This window comes from Pseudorhizobium flavum (assembly GCF_044142885.1).
In the GTDB taxonomy this organism is placed as follows: Bacteria; Pseudomonadota; Alphaproteobacteria; order Rhizobiales; family Rhizobiaceae; genus Neorhizobium; species Neorhizobium flavum.
Genome location: NZ_JBIOKZ010000001.1, coordinates 478,298 through 494,134, shown reverse-complemented (window position 1 = coordinate 494,134; position 15,837 = coordinate 478,298). Strand labels below are relative to the sequence as shown.

Annotated in this window: 11 protein-coding genes; 6 read left to right on the top strand and 5 right to left on the bottom strand. The window is 63.1% G+C overall.

Annotated elements, in window-relative coordinates; translation table 11 throughout:
- The first annotated feature begins 2 nt into the window (after nt 1–2).
- The 4 genes from ACEPP2_RS02285 to ACEPP2_RS02270 are packed head-to-tail and all read left to right on the top strand — an operon-like array spanning nt 3 to nt 5,086.
- Nucleotides 3–1,409, top strand: coding sequence for a TRAP transporter large permease (locus tag ACEPP2_RS02285; RefSeq protein ID WP_077547537.1), 1,407 nt, complete (start codon nt 3–5; stop codon nt 1,407–1,409).
- Nucleotides 1,410–1,421: 12 nt separating this feature from the next.
- A complete protein-coding gene (locus tag ACEPP2_RS02280; RefSeq protein ID WP_395515662.1) occupies nt 1,422–2,462 on the top strand; it encodes an L-idonate 5-dehydrogenase in 1,041 nt (346 codons plus the stop codon).
- Between the two features lie 9 nt (nt 2,463–2,471).
- Nucleotides 2,472–3,668: a mannonate dehydratase gene (gene uxuA, locus ACEPP2_RS02275; protein ID WP_395515661.1), complete on the top strand. Its 1,197-nt coding sequence runs from the start codon at nt 2,472–2,474 to the stop codon at nt 3,666–3,668.
- Nucleotides 3,668–5,086, top strand: a complete 1,419-nt coding sequence (locus ACEPP2_RS02270) for a mannitol dehydrogenase family protein (protein WP_395515798.1) — start codon at nt 3,668–3,670, stop codon at nt 5,084–5,086. The genes uxuA and ACEPP2_RS02270 overlap by 1 nt, the downstream gene beginning before the upstream one ends.
- A gap of 74 nt (nt 5,087–5,160) precedes the next feature.
- Here ACEPP2_RS02270 and ACEPP2_RS02265 read toward each other — a convergent pair whose 3' ends face one another.
- From ACEPP2_RS02265 to ACEPP2_RS02255, 3 genes are all read right to left on the bottom strand, one after another.
- Nucleotides 5,161–6,438: an L-fuconate dehydratase gene (locus tag ACEPP2_RS02265; protein ID WP_395515660.1), complete on the bottom strand. Its 1,278-nt coding sequence runs from the start codon at nt 6,436–6,438 to the stop codon at nt 5,161–5,163.
- A 25-nt stretch (nt 6,439–6,463) separates the two neighbouring features.
- Nucleotides 6,464–7,198 carry an SDR family oxidoreductase gene (locus ACEPP2_RS02260; RefSeq protein ID WP_152341098.1) on the bottom strand — a complete coding sequence of 245 codons (735 nt, stop codon included), beginning with the start codon at nt 7,196–7,198 and terminating at the stop codon, nt 6,464–6,466.
- A gap of 103 nt (nt 7,199–7,301) precedes the next feature.
- Nucleotides 7,302–8,309: a zinc-binding alcohol dehydrogenase family protein gene (locus ACEPP2_RS02255; protein ID WP_395515659.1), complete on the bottom strand. Its 1,008-nt coding sequence runs from the start codon at nt 8,307–8,309 to the stop codon at nt 7,302–7,304.
- Between the two features lie 244 nt (nt 8,310–8,553).
- Between ACEPP2_RS02255 and ACEPP2_RS02250 the strand changes: the two genes are divergently transcribed.
- Together ACEPP2_RS02250 and ACEPP2_RS02245 are read left to right on the top strand one after the other, a co-directional pair.
- The gene (locus ACEPP2_RS02250) at nt 8,554–9,255 is read left to right on the top strand and encodes a FadR/GntR family transcriptional regulator (RefSeq protein ID WP_052636824.1); all 702 of its coding nucleotides are present in this window, start codon (nt 8,554–8,556) and stop codon (nt 9,253–9,255) included.
- A gap of 49 nt (nt 9,256–9,304) precedes the next feature.
- Nucleotides 9,305–10,837: a UxaA family hydrolase gene (locus ACEPP2_RS02245; RefSeq protein ID WP_395515658.1), complete on the top strand. Its 1,533-nt coding sequence runs from the start codon at nt 9,305–9,307 to the stop codon at nt 10,835–10,837.
- 22 nt (nt 10,838–10,859) lie between these two features.
- On the opposite strand, the gene ACEPP2_RS02240 is transcribed toward ACEPP2_RS02245, so the two are convergent.
- Nucleotides 10,860–12,068: an OpgC family protein gene (locus ACEPP2_RS02240; protein ID WP_395515657.1), complete on the bottom strand. Its 1,209-nt coding sequence runs from the start codon at nt 12,066–12,068 to the stop codon at nt 10,860–10,862.
- 178 nt (nt 12,069–12,246) lie between these two features.
- Nucleotides 12,247–15,756 carry a PAS domain-containing hybrid sensor histidine kinase/response regulator gene (locus ACEPP2_RS02235; RefSeq protein WP_395515656.1) on the bottom strand — a complete coding sequence of 1,170 codons (3,510 nt, stop codon included), beginning with the start codon at nt 15,754–15,756 and terminating at the stop codon, nt 12,247–12,249.
- Nucleotides 15,757–15,837: the final 81 nt, after the last annotated feature.

Genomic DNA, 15,837 nt, shown 5'->3' with positions numbered 1-15,837 from the left:
CAGTGCTGCTTCTCATCGGGTCCTTTCTCGCCCTCATGATCGTCGGCGCGCCGATTGCGGTCTCGCTCGGCGTCTCCTCTCTCCTTTACCTTGTCATCTACGGTGTCGCGCCCGACATTATCGCCGCCCAGCGGATGATCGCCGGCGTCGAGAGCTTCCCGCTGATCGCCGTCCCCTTCTTCATCCTCGTCGGCAACCTGATGAACATCGCCGGCGTCACGGGCCGCATCTACACCTTTGCACTGGCACTGGTCGGCTGGATGAAGGGCGGGCTGGCGCAGGTTAACATCATCGGCTCCGTCGTCTTCTCCGGCATGTCGGGTACAGCGCTCGCGGATGCTGCCGGCATCGGCACCATCGAAATCAAGGCGATGAAGGATCACGGCTACCCGGTCGAGGCCGCCGTCGGCGTGACTGCCGCCTCCGCAACCCTCGGTCCGATCTTCCCGCCGTCGCTGCCCTTCGTCATCTACGGCATGATGGCGAATGTCTCCATCGGAGCCCTGTTCATGGCGGGCATCCTGCCGGGCATCGTGATGACGGCGCTGATGATGCTGACCGTGTTCATCTTTGCCTACCGCAAGGGCTGGGGGTCGGACACGCCGTTCGAGCTGCGCAAGCTCGCTTCCGCCTCGCTTGAAATCGTCATCGTCTTCTGCTTCCCACTCGCCGTTTACCTGCTGGTGCTGGCCGGTCTATCCATCAACATCGCCGTGCTGATCGCGCTCGTCGCGCTCATTGCTCTCGACTGGTACTTCGATTTCTCGGCCGTCATGGCGCTGCTGACGCCAGTTCTCCTGATCGGTGGCATGACCATGGGCTGGTTCACGCCGACGGAAGCGGCGGTTGCCGCCGTCCTGTGGTCGCTCTTCCTCGGCCTTGTGCGCTACCGCACCATGACGCTGCGAACACTCGCCAAGGCGAGCTTCGACACGATCGAGACAACGGCCTCCGTGCTGTTCATCGTCACCACCGCCTCGATCTTCGCATGGCTTCTGACGGTCAGCCAGGCGGCCCAGCTGTTCTCCGACTTCATGTTCTCCCTGACGAACAACTGGTGGACCTTCCTCATCATCGTCAACATCCTGCTGCTGATCGTCGGGGCCTTCCTCGATACCATCGCGGCAATCAGTATCCTCGTGCCGATCCTGATGCCGATCGCTGCCCGTTACGGCATCGATCCAGTGCATATGGGGCTGATCTTCACGCTGAACCTGATGATCGGCCTCCTGACGCCGCCGGTCGGCATGGTGCTCTTCGTGCTATCGCGGATATCGAAGCTTTCAGTGGAGAGAACCACTATGGCGATCCTGCCGTGGATGATCCCGCTCTTCGTCGCCCTGCTGCTGATCACCTTCATACCGGCTATCACTCTCTGGCTGCCGACCCAGCTTGGCCTGCTGCGGTAAGGAGCCTCCACGATGCAGACCCGGTTCGCACGTCTCTACGGCCAGCGCGATCTTAAGATCGAGGAGGATTTGGTGCCTGACCTTCGCGAAGGTCAGGTTCTGCTCAAAATGGCCGCCGGCGGCATCTGCGGCTCCGATCTGCATTACTACCAGGATGGTGGCTTTGGGCCGGTGCGGGTACGCGAGCCGATCATTCCAGGGCACGAAGCGGCGGGTTATGTGGAGGCACTGGGCGCGGGAGTATCTGGTTTGACGGTCGGCCAACTGGTTGCCGTCAATCCTAGCCAGCCCTGCGGGCACTGCCGCTTTTGCCGCGAAGGCCTGCCGATCCATTGCCTCGATATGCAATTCATGGGCAGCGCGATGCGCCTGCCGCATGCGCAAGGCATGTTCCGTGACTGGTTGGTAGTACCGGCGAGGCAGTGCGTGCCGGTCGGCGAGACGGTGACGGCGGGCGAGGCGGCTTGTGCCGAGCCGCTGGCGGTCTGCCTGCATGCGGTGGCGCGCGCCGGTGACCTCAAGGGCAAACGGGTGCTGGTGACTGGTGCGGGTCCGATCGGCGTCCTGACGATCGCTGCGGCGCGGCATGCGGGTGCTGCCGAGATCGTGGCGACCGATTTGACGGATGCCGCCCTGGAGCGTGCGACCGCAATGGGCGCCAGCCAGACGATCAACGCTGCGACGGATGCCGGTGCCCTTTCTGCCTTCGAAGGCGACAAGGGGCAGTTTGATGTCGCCTTCGAGTGCTCGGCCGCGGCGCCTGCGATCCGCACAGCGATTGCGACTGTCCGGCCGCGCGGCCTCATTGTCCAGGTCGGCGTGACGGGCGACGTGACGGTGCCGCTCAATGCGCTGGTCGGCAAGGAGCTGCACTGGATCGGCACGCAGCGGTTCGACCAGGAGTTCGTGCAGGCCGTGGATCTCATCGGCCGTCGCGAAATCGACGTGCGGCCGATCATCTCCCACAGCTTTCCCGTCACGGATGCGGTAAAGGCGTTTGAGCAGGCTGGCGACCGCGCCACCGCCTGCAAGGTTCAACTGACGTTTCTCTGAGGATATTTCATGCGGCATACGTGGCGTTGGTTCGGCCCGGTCGACAAGGTGAGCGTGGAGGATGCGGCCCAGGCCGGTGCCAAGGGCATCGTCAGCGCTCTGCATCATATCCCCACCGGGGACGTCTGGCCGGTGGAGGAAATCGCCAAGCGCCATGAGGCGATCAAGGCGGGCGGCCTGTTCTGGGACGTGGTCGAGAGCGTGCCGGTTTCCGAAAGCATCAAGACCCAGACCGGCGACTGGCGCGAGCATGTTTCCAACTGGCAGGAGACGCTCCGCCGCCTTTCATCCAGCGGCATCCGCACCGTCTGCTACAATTTCATGCCGGTGCTTGACTGGACCCGCACCGACCTTCGCTGGCCGACGCGCCATGGGGCTCGGGCCATGCGTTTCGACCTGATCGACTTCGTTGCCTTCGACATCCACCTGCTGGAGCGTCCGGGTGCGGCGGAGGATTATGATGAGGGCCTGCGCGAGCAAGCGGCAAGACGCTTTGCAGAAATGCCGGAAGATCGTCGGGAGGCGCTCTCGAAGAATGTCGGAGCCGGCTTGCCGGGCTCGGCTGACGGATACACGCTGCCGCAGCTGCGCGACCATCTCGCGACCTATGACGGCATCAGCCGCGAAAGGCTGCAGCAGCATCTGGTGGACTTCCTGTCGGAAGTGACGCCCGTTGCCGAGAAGGTCGGCATCAACATCTGCGCCCATCCGGACGATCCTCCATGGGCGCTACTCGGCCTGCCGCGTATCCTCTCCACCGAGTCAGACTACCTCCACATGCTGCGAGCCGTCGACAGCCCCGCGAGCGGCGTGACCTTCTGCACCGGGTCGCTCGGGGCGCGTGGCGACAACGACCTGCCAGCGATGGTGAAGCGGCTGGCCCCGCGTATCCACTTCGTCCACCTGCGCAACGTTCACCGGGACGAGGAGATTACCCCTTGCTCCTTCTTCGAGGACGAGCATCTCGAAGGCCACACCGATATGGTGGCCGTGATTGCCGAACTGCTCGCGGAGGAAAAGCGCCGGCAGGCGGAAGGCCGCGCTGATCACGAGATTCCGATGCGTCCAGACCACGGCCAGGAAATTCTGGACGACCTCACCCGCGGCGCCCAGCCCGGCTATCCGGCCATTGGCCGGCTGAAGGGCCTTGCCGAACTGCGCGGTATCGAACGCGCGCTTAGCCACTCCAGATACGGATTGTCCTGATCATGGAAAGACTGTCAGCCTCGACCACGCTCGCCGGACCCGTCGTCAAGCCCGCCTTCGACCCGAAGACGCTGAAGCCCGGCATCCTGCATATCGGCCTCGGTGCATTTCATCGCGCGCACCAGGCGGTTTACAACGACCTGGCGCTGGCCAAGGAGCCAGGAGATTGGGGCATTGTCGGCGTCAGCCTACGGTCCCTCGATATCGTTCGCGATCTCAAGGCGCAGGACCATCTCTATTCCGTCGTGACCCGCAGCGGTGCGGGTGAAAGCGTGCAGGTGGTTGGCTCCATCATCCATGGCATTTCGGCGGTGGAGGACCGCGAGGAGCTTCTGGCGCTGCTCGTCGATCCCGCGATCAAGATCGTCACGATCACGGTGACCGAAAAAGCCTACGGACTCGACCCGAGAACGGGGGGTCTGGATCGCAACCATCCGGCAGTGGCGGCTGATCTCGCCAATCCGACCGCGCCCGTCGGCGTCATCGGCTATATCGTCGAGGGCCTTGCGCGCCGTCATGCAGCCGGCCAGGAGCCCTTCACCGTACTCTGCTGCGATAACCTGCCGACCAACGGCAGGATCGTCCGCCGCCTGGTGATCGAAATGGCCGGTGCCCGCGATCCGGCACTTGCCAACTGGATCTCCGGCCATGGCGCTTTCCCGTCGAGCATGGTCGATCGCATCGTTCCGGCCGCGACTGACGAGGGTCGGGCACGGGCAGCCGCGATGCTGGGCGCCGAGGATGCGCTGTCGCTGGAAACCGAGCCTTTCATGCAGTGGGTGATCGAGGATCACTTCATCTCCGGCCATCCCGCCTGGGACAAGGCCGGCGCTCTCTTCGTCGATGACGTCGAGCCCTACGAGAAGATGAAGCTGCGGCTCCTCAACGGGGCCCACTCCATGATCGCCTACCTCGGTCAGCTGAAGGGGCTGGAGTATGTGCGTGACGTCATGGCCGTTCCGGAGTATCGCGACCTCGCACGCCGGCACATGCAGGCGGCCCGCAAGACGCTGGACCCGGTGCCGGGTATTGATCTCGACAAATACATCGACCAGCTGATCGAGCGCTTCGAGAACCCGACGATCGCCCACCGGACGAAGCAGATCGCCATGGACGGCAGCCAGAAGCTGCCGCAGCGGCTGTTCGCGGGTACGGCCGAGGCCCTTGCCGAAGGCGACGACGCCGACACGGCGGCACTCGCGACGGCACTCTGGATCGCCTATGCCAAGCTGACGCCGGACATCGACGATCCGCGGCGGGAGGAACTTCGCCGTGCGGCAGCTGAACCCGCGGGCGATGATGCCTCGGCGCCGTTCTTCGCGCTGCCGGGGCTCTTCCCGCAGGTGCTGATCGACAATCGTGGCTGGCGGAACCTGGTGAATGCGAAGCTGGCGGAGATCGAGGCGGGGCGTATCTAAATCCATCGCCGGACGACCAACAAAAGCCCCTCGCTCCAATCGGACCGAGGGGCTTTTTCGTTGGCGGAGGCTTGTCACCCCCTGAACGTATACTCCGCGATCGACTCCGGCTTCATCTCGATCGAGAAGCCCGGCCGTGAGGGAGGCATGTAGGCGGCGTCCTCGACGACGCAGGGATCGACGAAGTGCTCGTGCAGGTGGTCGACATATTCGATCACCCGGCCTTCCTTCGTGCCCGAGACGGCGATGTAGTCGATCATCGACAGGTGCTGGACGTATTCGCACAGGCCCACGCCGCCGGCATGCGGCCAGACGGGCAGGTTGTACTTGGCGGCGATCAGCAGCACCGCCAGCACCTCGTTCAGGCCGCCCATGCGGCAGGAATCGATCTGCACGATGTCGATCGCGCCTTCGGCGATGAACTGCTTGAACATGATGCGGTTCTGGCACATCTCGCCGGTGGCGACCTTCACGGGGCCGATGGCCTGGCGGATCTTGCGGTGTCCGGCGACGTCGTCCGGGCTTGTGGGCTCCTCGATGAAGAAGGGATTGGCAAAGGCGAGTTTCTTCACCCAGTCGATCGCCTGGTCGACTTCCCAGACCTGGTTGGCGTCGATCATCAGGTAACGGTCGGGACCGATCACCTCGCGGGCGATGGTGAGGCGGCGGATGTCGTCCTCGAGATCGCGGCCGACCTTCATCTTGACATGGTTGAAGCCGGCATCGACAGCCTCCTGGCAGAGGCGGCGGAGCTTTTCCTCGGGATAGCCGAGCCAGCCGGCCGAGGTCGTGTAACAGGCATAACCTTCCTGCTTGAGGGTGGCGATGCGTTCCGCCTTGCCGCCCTCGGCCTTTTTCAGGATGGCGACGGCCTCGTCGCGCGTCAGCACGTCGGTGAGATAGCGGAAATCCACGATGTCGGCGATCTCTTCCGCCGAGAGCTCGGACACCAGCTGCCAGACCGGCTTGCCCTGCTGCTTGGCAAGCAGATCCCAGAAGGCGTTGACGACTGCCCCGGTGGCAAGGTGCATGGCGCCCTTGTCGGGCCCGATCCAGCGCAGCTGGCTATCGCTGGTCAGGTGTCGCCAGAACTTGCCCGGGTTCTGGCGGAAGGCGTCGAGCTCCTGCCCCACCACGAGATGCCGCATGGCCTTGATTGCAGTGCAGCAGATGTCGTTGCCGCGGCCGATGGTGAAGGTCAGGCCATGGCCGGCCAGCCCTTCGCTGTCGGTATCGAGGATGACATAGGCTGCCGAGTAATCTGGATCCGGGTTCATAGCGTCGGAGCCGTCGAGGCTCTGGGATGTCGGGAAGCGCAGGTCGAAGACGCGAAGATCGGTAATGCGGGTCATGGCAGTCTCTGTCGTCGGTGAAGGGTCAGATGGTCCAGCCGCCGTCGATGCAGAAGGCCTGGCCGGACGTGTAGGTGGCGCCGGCGATATAGACGGCGAGGTCCCCGATCTCTTCGGGCGAGCCGAGGCGGCCCATCGGCTGGCGTGCGATGAAGGCCGCGCGAGCAGTCTCGTAGTCGCCCTGCGCGCGCATGCGCTCCTGCAGCGACGGGCTTTCAACGGTGCCCGGGCAGATGCAGTTGCAGCGGATGCCCTGTGTCACATAGTCGGCGGCCACATGCTTCGTCAGGCCGATCACGGCTGCCTTCGTCGTGCCGTAGGCAAAGCGGTTGGGCACGCCCTTGATGCTGGAGGCGACGGACGACATGTTGATGATCGCCCCGTCCTTGCGCTCCAGCATGCCAGGCAGCACGGCGCGGATCGTGCGGATCATCGCCTTGACGTTGAGGTCGAAGGCGAAGTCGAGATCGCTGTCCTTCATCTCCAGGATGGATCCGCCATGGACGACACCGGCGCAATTGAAGAGAATGTCGACCTTGCCGATCTGCTCCACGGCGGCCTTCACGGCGGCCTCGTCGAGGACGTCGAGCCGGGATGCCTTCAGGTTCTCAAGCTTTGGCAGTTCGGCAAGGGCCTGTTCGTTGATGTCTGTGGCGTGCACCACTGCTCCGGCCTCGGCAAAGGCAATTGCGGAGGCCCGGCCAATGCCCTGGCCGGCGGCGGTGATGAGAACGGTCTTTCCTTGAAGCGTCTTCGTCATGTCATTCCTCAAATGTCGCGGCAGTGAAGGCGATAGACGGCTCTTCCCCCGCCCTCAATTCTCTTCTACGGCCTGTGCAGTCCCTTGGGTAGCCGCTCCGTCCTCACACCTCGATCATCGCCTTCACGACGCCGGCGGCAGGATCTGTAAGGGCCGCGAAACGCTCCGGCACCTCGGAAAGGGTCATCCGGTGCGTGATCAGCGCCTCCGGCACTTCGCCGACCCGCATCGCCTCCATGACCCGTTCGAAGTCTGCCACCGTTGCGTTGCGGCTGCCGAGCAGCGAGGTCTCACGCTTGTGGAATTCCGGATCGGAGAAGGTGATGTCGCTGGCGACGATCGACACCAGCACATAGGCGCCGCCGTGGCCGACGAAGCCGAAGCCGCGTTCCATTGCCTTCGGATTGCCCGTGGCATCGAACACGACGTCGAAGAAGTCGCCGCCGGTGATGTCCGACAGTGCTTCGTGATCGGCTTCGCCAAGCTGGACCGTATGGGAGGCGCCGAGATGCTTGGCAGCGAAGGCCAGCCGATCGGCGCGGGCGTCGAGGAACGTCACCTCGGCGCCATCAAGCCGGGCGAAGATCGCCACTGCCATGCCGATCGGACCGGCGCCGACCACCAGCACCTTCTGGCCAGGCTGAACAGTGGCGCGTGCGACGGCATGGGCGCCGATCGCCAGGAATTCAACCATGGCCGCCTGGTCGAGGGTCAGGCCTTCCGCCTTGAGGACGAACTGCTCCGGCAGGCTGAGATATTCCGTCATGCCGCCGTCCCGATGAACGCCAAGCACGCCAATGTTGCGGCAGCAATTGGTCTTGCCCTTTCGGCAGGCATTGCAATGGCCGCAGGAGATGTAGGGGATGATGGAGACGGTGTCGCCGGCCTGGAGAGAGCTTCTGGCCGGTGCCTCCTCGACCGTTGCCGCGAGCTCATGTCCCATGACGCGCGGATAGGAGAGGTAGGGCTGGTTTCCCGTGAAGATATGCAGGTCGGTCCCGCAGACCCCGACGCGCCGGATCTTCACGAGCACCTCGCCCTCGCCCGGAAAGGGCTTCGCGCGCTCCGAACGGGAGAGAGTGCCGGGGGAATCGCAGGTAATCGTAAGCATGAAAGCCTTGCCTGTAAGCCGCTATTGCAGCCGACGATGGATGTGTGATCTTCTTCGGATCCGAAGCGGGTCGGAACGACGATGAAGCTAACGATGTTTCCGGGAATTGGTCAAGCCAATTGCAGGGAGCGACTGGCAGGATCAACGAAATGAACGGGGAGTGGCGGTGGCAGTGGCCTGACCAGCCTTGCTACCGACGCAAAGCACTCCTATGGTAAGGCCAGATTAGAGCAGCGGCAGCAACATGAACGCACCCATCAAGGCGACGGAACCAAGGCGCCTCTATCAGCAGATTGCGGACCAGATTCGCGGCCTGATCCAGGGCGGTCATTTCGCCGCGGGCGATCGGCTGCCGGCGGAGCGGGACCTTGCGCAGCAACTCGGCGTCTCCCGGCCTTCCCTTCGTGAGGCTTTGATTGCGCTGGAGATCGAGGGCAGTGTGGAAATCCGCATGGGGTCCGGGATCTATATCACCGCGGAAACAGAGCGCCGTCCGCTGCAGACGGGCTCGATGGGCGAGAGCCCGATCGAGCTCATGGAAGCGCGGGCCGCTGTCGAGGGAACGGTGGCGCTTGCCGCTGCCGCACGAATTTCCCAGGAAGGGCTGACGCTGCTTCGCCAGACGCTCGACGCAATGCGTGCCGAGATCGAAGCCGGCAGGAAGCCGCTCGACCAGGATCGGCTTTTCCACCTGACCATCGCGGCGGAGGGTGGCAATTCGGTGCTGGCTCAGATCGTCGGCGATCTGTTCGATGAGCGCCATAGTCCGATCTCGGCCCAGTTGCGGACGCGCTTCGAGACGCCGGAGACCTGGCATCTCGCGCTTCGCGAGCATGAGGCGATCCTCACGGCTTTGCAGGCGCGCGACCCGCTGCTCGTCCAGGCGATGATGCATGCGCATCTGGAGCAGTCCAAACGCCGGTGGATGGAAAACGAACCCCGCTGAACAACCCAATCAGAAAAACAGGAAGACCTCCCGGGAGGAGGAAGCAGCCATGGATGCCATCGTAACCCCCATCATCATTCTCAATCCGGCCGACGATGTCGGTGTCGTACGCCGTTCCGTTCAGGCGGGAAATCCGGTCGGCCATGGCGATCTCGTCGCCCGTGAACTCATCGGTCGCGGCCACAAGGTGGCGATCCGGCCTATTCCCAAGGGCGCCGAGGTGAAAAAATATGGTCAGGTCATCGGCGTTGCGACGCAGGATATCGAGCCGGGCAGCCACGTCCATCTGCACAACCTCGCCATGCTGCCCTCCGAGCACGAGCACCAGTTCAGCATCGATGTAGAGGAGAAGGGCATGCTGCCGGAGAACGAGCGGCGGACCTTCATGGGTTATGACCGCGGCATCGGCGGTGCCGGCACCCGCAACTATATCGGCATCATCTCCTCGGTGAACTGTTCCGCCACCGTCTCCCGCTACATCGCCGACTACTTCAACCGCATGGGCGGGCTCGACGGTTTCGACAACGTCGATGGCGTCGTGGCGCTGACCCATGGCGGTGGCTGTGCCCTCAACAACAAATCCGAAGGCTATCGCGTCCTCATTCGCACGATCCAGGGTTATGCCAAGCACCCCAATTTCGGCGGCATCCTGATGATTGGCCTCGGCTGTGAAACGAACCAGATCGGCCCGATCCTCGAGCACTACAAGATGGAAGAGGGCGACCGGCTGCGAACGATGACGATCCAGCAGCATGGTGGCACGAAAAAGACCATCGATGCTGCAATCGAGATCATCAAGGAGATGCTGCCGGGCGTGAACGCGGCAGTGCGGACGCCACAGCCGTTGTCGAAGCTGAAGGTTGCCTTGGAATGCGGCGGCTCGGACGGCTATTCCGGCATCTCCGCAAACCCGGCGCTTGGTCACGCCTCCGATCTCATCGTTCGCAACGGCGGCACCACGGTGCTGTCGGAAACGCCGGAGATCTACGGTGCGGAGCATCTGCTGACGCGGCGTGCCGTGAGGCCGGAAGTGGCGGAAAAACTCCTGCAACGGATCGACTGGTGGCGGGACTATACCGCCCGCAACGGCGACGAGCTGAACAACAACCCCTCGCACGGCAACAAGCTTGGAGGATTGACGACCATCCTCGAAAAATCCCTGGGCGCCGTCGCCAAGGGTGGGTCCATGCCGCTGAAAGCCGTCTACGAGTTCGCCGAAACGGTCACGGAACCGGGCTTCGTCTTCATGGACACGCCCGGATATGATCCCGTGGCGGTGACGGGACAGGTGGCCGGCGGATGCAATGTCATCTGTTTCACCACCGGCCGCGGCTCCGTCTCCGGTTTCAAGCCGTCCCCCTGCATCAAGATCGCCACGAACTCCGAAATGTACGAGCACATGAAGGAAGACATGGACATCAACTGCGGCGGCATCGTCACGGGTAAGGAAACGATCGAGCAGTCCGGCCAGCGGATTTTCGAAGACATCATCGCCGTTGCGTCCGGCAAGAAGACCCTGAGCGAGATCTACGACTACGGCGACAACGAATTCGTTCCTTGGCAGATCGGGGCAGTGACCTGACGGTCACCGCCCCAACCTCATCTTACCGAACCGACTTCGTCTGCGGCTTCATAACTGGTGCCGTGGCGCTGCCGAAGAACTTCTCGCGTTCGCGCCAGACCGCCGGCAGAGCCAGAAGCGCGATACCTACGAAGGCGATCGCAGTCTTGGTCAGCTGGCTGAGCTCCGGCGAGCGGCCGTCGAAGTAGTAGACCGCGTAGACGATTGCGACGTGCCATACGTAGACGTAGAGCGAATGGCGACCGATCAGCTGCAGGAACTTCAGCGAGAAGACCCAGGTCAGCACGCCGGCTGCCTTCTGGACGAAGGGTGAGGGATGCCTCGGGCCAGCGACGAGCAGCCACGTGACGAGCGCCGCGACGGCGATGAAGTTCAGGAGGTAGACCGGCCCGAAATCGGCGCGCACTTCCATGGCGGCGAACTTGCCGATCATGAAGTCCGGCATCAGGCCGTTTGCGGTCATGATCCTCAGCGGCAGGAAAAACAGGACGACGATCAGCGCCATCTTCGGAATGAACGTGTTCTCCGGCGTCAGGATCCGGCCCCAGTCGATCTTCCCGGCCGAAGTCATGGCGCCCAGAACCAGGCCTGAATAGAAGACGATCTGCCAACCGAGCATGTTGAAGCTTGCGCGAATGCCCTGGTCATCCGGGCCCATCACCAGCTGATGTACGGGCTCCGTAACGATACGCTGGAGGCCGAGCTGCGCGGCCATCCACATGACGAGGGAGGCGGCGAGCACATAGTGCCACTTGTCTTCGAGCACGAGCTTCACGAGCATCGGCGCAAAGAGCATGTAGACGATGTACTGCGGCAGGATGTCCATGAATGTCGGCTGGAACAGGAAGGTGGCAATCGCTGCGAGACGAAGCGGATCGTCGAAGGTCGTGTAGCCAAGCCAGTTGTACCAGACCGTGTAGGCTTCCGGCAGGATCATCTGCGCGGCGAGCACGGCGATCACGATCCCCATGGCGTAGCGGTAGAGTTCGAACGCGCGTGAATAGATCGCCTGGCGACCAGCGGCATAGCCGTTCTTCAGCATCTTGCGGGCGTAAACCATGCCGATGAGAAGGCCGGAGAGGAATACGAAGCCCTGTGCATCCTCGACAAAGGCCAATTGGTTGTGGTTCACCTTCACGAGCCAGTAACCGCCGGCGAAGATCAGGTGGTTGATCAGCATGAAGACGAGGAAGTAGCCTCGCATACCATCAATAATATCGAACCGTTTCATCGGCCGCGGTCTCCGTTCTACCGGTCCAAGACGCTTGGGTCGTCCGGTCCGTAAGGCCTCTGCGGGCCAGGATCTTCTGCGCCCCAAACGCGGCAATCACGCAGTCAGTTCCGCGCGGCCGAGTCGAGTCACTCGTCTTCCTAGGAGAGGGTGGATGACTGCCGGATGAACAGCGGTGCTATTCCGCGGCGATCCGCTTGATACCGGCCACCTGTGTCAGGTAGGCCCGAAGGGCCGCCGGACGCACCGGCTTGTGTTGCAGCGCGATATCGTGACGTTCCGCCTCCGCCCGCACCTCGAGGGAACGGTCGGCCGTCACGAGCAGTGCCGGAATATCGGCTTTGTACGCCTGCCTAAGACGGAGAATTGCCTCGACGCCGTTTCCGTCGCCAAGATGATAATCTGCGACAATGAGCTCGGGAGGTGGCTCACGGCCTGCTATCAAACCCTCGACGTCTGCGAGCGAGGCGGCCTGGCCGACCGTGCATCCCCAGCCGGAAATCAGCAGCGCCATGCCCTCGAGGATCTTCGGGTCGTTGTCGATGCACAGAACCCTGAGGTCTGTCAGTGGCTGCGTTCGCCGGCGCCGCTCCGGACGTTCGCTGCTGCGCATTGATTGCGATACCGTCAGGTCACGCGGCATGCTGACGCGGAAGACGGTGCCCTTGCCGGGCACGGAGGAAAGCTCGACCGGATGATTCAGGACACGCGAAATGCGATCGACGATCGAAAGGCCGAGACCAAGCCCCGATGCGGTTCGTGCTCCCTCGTCCAGCCGGGCGAATTCCTTGAAGACGGTCCGGAACTTGGCGGATGGAATGCCGATGCCTGAATCGAGCACCTCGATTACCACCTCGTTCCCGCGCCGGCGCGCACCGACCAGGATCTTCCCGTCAATCGTGTATTTGATGGCGTTCGAAACGAGGTTCTGGACCAGGCGTCGCAAGAGGTTCGGGTCCGAGCGGACACGGATCGAGCTCGGAACCACGACGAAGCGCAGGTTCTTTTCCCGGGCCATGGGCGCGAAATCGGTCTCGATGCGCCTCAGGAGCTCGTCGAGGGCCACGGATGCAACGCGTGGCTTCATGGCACCCGTATCGAGACGGGATATGTCCAGAACGGCTCCCAGGATTGCCTCGACTGACTCCAGCGCCGAATCGATATTGCGGACGAGTGCGCTGTTCTCCGACTTTCCCAGCCGCTCGACGAGCGCCGAGGAATAGAGGCGCGCGGCATTCAACGGCTGAAGGATGTCGTGGCCCGCGGCTGCGAAGAAGCGCGTCTTGCCGATATTGGCCTCCTCGGCCGCGGCACGCGCTTCCGCAAGCTCCCGGTTCACCCTCGTGAGCTCCGCAGTCCGCTCCTCGACCCGCTGCTCGAGCGTCTCGTTGGCGAGCTTGAGGGCGCGGTCAGCGGCGACCCGCTCGGTAATGTCTGTCAGCGTCGCGACGATGCCCTTGTCGGGCATGGCATTCGACCGCACTTCGATGATCCGTGTGCCGCCCGCCACCACGAGAGAGAAGGGCGCATCGAGGGTCTGGAACTGGCGGATCACCTCCGCCCGGTTCTCGGGCTTGATATCGCCCCGATTGGACAGGTAGGCGATGATGTCGGTGAGCGGATATCCGACCTGACCGGCCTGTTCCGGCAGGTCGAGGAGGTTCCTGAAGCGGCGGTTCCAGATCGTCAGGCAGTAGGAGCTGTCGAAGACCGCAATGCCCTCGTCCATCTGCGAGAGCGCGGTCTGCAGCATGTCCTGATTGTATTGAAGCGCCTCGCTTGCCTGGTCGAGCAGCCAGGCCGTATCCGAATTGGTGTCCTCAGCCTTCTGCAGAATGAGGGAGAGAACAAGGCGCGCCGATGATGAACCGATCGCGCTTCCGAGCAATTGTTCGGAGAAGTGGATCAGCGCCATATCCGCAGGCTGGCTGTCCTCGAGCCGACGCCCGCCGGCATTCGCATAGTTGGCAAAGGAGCGCTCCATCCGCTCCTCGCCGAGATAGCGGGCAATCGTCGTCTTCAGGTCTCCGACACTGACGCGCGTCTTCCAGCCCCGGGTCGCAAACTGGGTACGGCGATGCCTGCGGACGAAGATGCCGGACTGGATGCGTTCGACGGGGCTCGGATTGCGCGACAGCGACCCGAGCACGAAGGCGACCGTGTTGATGATCAGGCTGAACAGTGTCACCGTCACCAGCGCATCGGTCTCGGCGCCGGAAAAGAGCCCTGTACCCGGCAGCAGGAAATCGAGGATGGCTGTAGCCACATGGGAATTGTTCGGACCGCCGAGGCTTGGCACGAAGAGCAGGTAGGCCCAGACGAGGAAGCCCAGGGTCATTCCGAGGATGGCGCCGCGGGCGTTCGCACGCCGCCAGATGAGCCCCCCGAAAAGGCTCGGGGCCATCTGGGCAATGGCGGCGAAGGCGAGAAGGCCGATGGAGGCCAGCCCCGATTCGCTGTCGGCGCCGCGATAATAGGCATAGCCGAGCATGAGGACGGCGATGATCGAGGTCCGCCGGACCCGCAGCAGGGTCTTGGTGAAATCGGCCCGATGCACCGAACGCCGCATGAGCTTGCGGCGGAGAAGGACCGGCATGACGATGTCGTTCGACACCATGATCGACAGCGCGACCGAAGCGACGATGACCATCGCCGTCGCGGCCGAGAAGCCACCGATGAAGGCGATCAGCGAGACGACCGGCATTTCGTTCGCGAGCGGCAGGAGCAGCACGTAGAGGTCGGCATTGCCGGTGCCGCCGAACTGGATTAGGCCTGCCATTGCGATCGGCAGCACGAAGAGGTTGATCGCCACGAGGTAGAGCGGCAGGAAGTAGCCCGCTGTCTTCAGTTCCCGCTCGGTACGATTCTCGACGACCGTGACGTGGAATTGCCGCGGCAGCATGATGATGGCGAAGGCCGATAGCACGATCAGCAGAATCCAGCGGCTGACGGGCGTCTCATAGGACATGGCCGAGGCGACGAGCAGGTTCTCCGTGGAGCGCTGCCACAGATCCGCCGGCCCGTCGAAGAGGAAGAATACAACGGCAATACCGACCGTTGCGAAGGCCAGCAGCTTGACGACGGACTCCATCGCCACTGCAAGGATCAGGCCGTCCTGGTGTTCCGTGGCATCCGTGTGGCGGGTCCCGAACACCACGGCGAAACACGCCATCAGGATCGTGACGATCAGCGCGAGGTCGATGAAATAGAGGTTGCCGCTGCCAATGCCGTAGGCAGAGGCGTCCACCATGGCGGCAACGGAGCTTGAGACAGCCTTTAGCTGAAGGGCAATATAGGGAATCGCTCCGATCAGCGAGATGAAAGCGACGATCATGGCGACCGCGGGGTTCTTGCCGTAGCGGGCGGCGATGAAGTCGGCGACTGAGGTGAGTTTCTCCGCCTTCGCCAGTTCGACGATCCGTCGGATGATCGGCATGCCAATCGTGAAGGCGAGGATCGGGCCGATGTAGATGCCGGTGAATTCCAGACCCCGCTGGGAGGCGAGCCCGACGCCGCCAAAATAGGTCCAGGACGTGCAGTAGATGGCGAGGCTGAGCGCATAGACCACCGGACGGCCGCGATCGGGCACGCCGATCAACCGGCTCCGGCGATCACCATAGCTCGCGACCGCGAAAAGCAGCAGGATATAGACGAATGCCGACAGGAAGATCAGCCAGGCTGGAAGCATGTCTCCTCCGCTCGGGACGCTTGCTCAAGTCGGGCAGGATAGGTGAAAACAGGATGCTTGGAAATCGCGCGGGTCTTGGCA

Coding starts and splice junctions, on each gene's coding strand:
- ACEPP2_RS02250 (WP_052636824.1), top strand. CDS start 8,554: ATGAACGCACCCATCAAGGCGACGGAACCAAGGCGCCTCTATCAGCAG.
- ACEPP2_RS02245 (WP_395515658.1), top strand. CDS start 9,305: ATGGATGCCATCGTAACCCCCATCATCATTCTCAATCCGGCCGACGAT.
- ACEPP2_RS02255 (WP_395515659.1), bottom strand. CDS start 8,309: ATGCTTACGATTACCTGCGATTCCCCCGGCACTCTCTCCCGTTCGGAG.
- ACEPP2_RS02235 (WP_395515656.1), bottom strand. CDS start 15,756: ATGCTTCCAGCCTGGCTGATCTTCCTGTCGGCATTCGTCTATATCCTG.
- ACEPP2_RS02280 (WP_395515662.1), top strand. CDS start 1,422: ATGCAGACCCGGTTCGCACGTCTCTACGGCCAGCGCGATCTTAAGATC.
- ACEPP2_RS02260 (WP_152341098.1), bottom strand. CDS start 7,198: ATGACGAAGACGCTTCAAGGAAAGACCGTTCTCATCACCGCCGCCGGC.
- ACEPP2_RS02265 (WP_395515660.1), bottom strand. CDS start 6,438: ATGACCCGCATTACCGATCTTCGCGTCTTCGACCTGCGCTTCCCGACA.
- ACEPP2_RS02240 (WP_395515657.1), bottom strand. CDS start 12,068: ATGAAACGGTTCGATATTATTGATGGTATGCGAGGCTACTTCCTCGTC.
- uxuA (WP_395515661.1), top strand. CDS start 2,472: ATGCGGCATACGTGGCGTTGGTTCGGCCCGGTCGACAAGGTGAGCGTG.